General features: G+C 47.1%; 1 protein-coding gene. It reads right to left on the bottom strand.

What is annotated here, in order from left to right:
• On the bottom strand, positions 1 to 255 hold a 255-nt coding region (locus tag ACZYRN_RS19450; RefSeq protein ID WP_488913208.1), incomplete at both ends, for a zinc ribbon domain-containing protein.

Here is a 255-nt window from a genome sequence, read left to right as displayed (position 1 = left end):
TTTGTCGTTGTTCATCTGACAAAAACCGTTTATACCAAACGGGCTGCTTGTAGACAACCGATAAAAGCGGCTTCGCGGCCATGTGGTGTTGTTTACGGGCAATGTTTTGCGCGCCGTTTACATCACGTTGGATTTCTGTTTGGTGAACAGAACAACGAAAGTTTCGTCCATTCGCGTGGTGTCTGCCCCCGCAAAACGGACAGTCTTGTGACGTATAGCTTTCTTCTGTTACTTCCACTTGGACGCCTTTTAACT

The organism is Domibacillus sp. F004 (assembly GCF_057814295.1).
Note: the sequence above shows the minus strand (reverse complement) of the source record. Positions and strands in the feature narration are given on the sequence as shown.